Below are 1,675 nucleotides of genomic sequence, written 5' to 3'. Positions count from 1 at the left end.
TAGCCTCGATCATTCACGGCTGAGGTCGCCGGTTGTGGCCCCGCGCCCATGATCGCTGTTGTTCGATGCGTTTGAGTTGAGGGCATGGTGGTGGGCCGTCTGTCGCGGCGGTGGGCGTGGTCTCCTTGGTTCCTCCGGTCGTCGGGTCAGGGCTGAGCTGGTCAGCCGGGGGCGGGGATCGCCGCGATCCGGGTGAACGCGGCGGTGATCTGTTCGGCCCAGGGCCAGGTTGATGGGATGCGCAGCCGGCGGCGGCGTTGGCCTCGGACCAGGCGGGCGGCGGTGTGCAGCAGGCGGTAGCGCAGCCGTTTCGGTTCGGCTTTGGCCAGCTCGCCGTCGAGGGCGATGATCTGTAGCCAGGCGATCAGGTCGGTGGCGACGGCGGTGATCTGGCACCAGGCGGCGTTGATGGCGAACTCGCGGGAGGGCAGCCGGCCCAGTCCGGTGTCTTTGGCGCAGCGGATGCGGTCTTCGACGCGGGCGTGGGCGCGGTGGCGGGCTTCCAGCCACTGCAAGGCGCCGACAGCGGTGTTGGTGACGAACGCGGTGTAGCGCCAGCCGTCGCGTTCCTCGAACAGCGACAACTGTGCACCGGGGTGTGGTCGTTCCCGACGCACGATCACCCGCATGCCGGGCGGCCAGCCGGCCAGGGTGAGCAGGCCGGTCAGCTCCGTGACCTGAGCACCGTCGCGGATGCCGCCGTCGGCGGCCAGGGCCGGTGACCAGGCCGCTGTCGGCAGCGCGGCGATGGCGGCGCGTTCGGCCTCGCCGATCGACCAGCCAAGGGAGTACTCCACGACCCGGCCACGCTTGCGGCCTTGCGCTGTCAGCCAGTCCAGCACGGCGTGGGTGGCGGCGGCAGAGTCGCCACGCACCAACAGGTTCCTGCGGTGGGTGGCCGGGACCTGCGCGAAAGCCTCGGCCAGCACGGTGAGGTGATCGACGGCGGTGTTCGCTCCGGCATTGCCGGGCCGTAGCCGGATCGCGAGCAGTTCACCGGTGTTGTCGCAGGTCACCAAGATCGGATGGAACCCGTAGGTGTGCTTGTAGGTGGCCGCGGCGCCGTCCTTGTCGCTGTGGGCCAGGACGATCGTGGAGTCCACGTCCAGCACGACGAGGCCGTCTCCGAGGCTACGGCCAGCGGCACACGCGGCCGGGACCTGCCCGAACAACGCCCACACCCGAGCCCGGACCTTCGCCCGTGCCCGGCTGATGCGCCGCACCTGCACGTCGCCGATCTCGTCCAGGGCCCGCCAGCATGTCGCCGGCGACGCGACCAGGCCGAACACCTCGCCCTGATGACGCAACATGTCGATATCCGCGATCGCCTCACCGCCGTCAGCGACCGTCACCGCCAGGTCGACCAGCACCCTGCCCCGGTCCCGCCCCGGGACGAACCCCCGCCGGGCCACCGCCACCGACAACGCCTGCGTCAACCCGCAGCGATCAGCCAGCAACCGCAACAGCGCCGCACCCACGTGCGACACCACGCCACCGCCACCGACCTCGACGGACAAGCCCTTCGACCACTGGGTAATCTGCACCTACGAAGTGCCTCTCACGCGGGGAACCTGCACGACTCGACACCGGGCAGTTTTCCTTACGTGGCAGGCACTTCGCCATATCTACCGACTCACCACCCATCCAAGATCACGATCGCCGTGAAAGGCCGAGG

Annotated in this window: 1 protein-coding gene; it reads right to left on the bottom strand. The window is 69.7% G+C overall.

The window, feature by feature from the left end; genetic code table 11:
* Window positions 1–161: 161 nt before the first annotated feature.
* Window positions 162–1,544 (bottom strand): IS1380 family transposase, encoded by a 1,383-nt coding sequence (locus ABZ570_RS33965; protein WP_358072287.1) that lies wholly within the window; start codon window positions 1,542–1,544, stop codon window positions 162–164.
* Window positions 1,545–1,675 lie beyond the last annotated feature (131 nt).

The sequence above is a fragment of the Micromonospora sp. NPDC007271 genome, assembly GCF_040634005.1.
GTDB lineage: Bacteria > Actinomycetota > Actinomycetes > Mycobacteriales > Micromonosporaceae > Micromonospora.
This window is presented reverse-complemented; position numbering and strand designations above follow the sequence as displayed.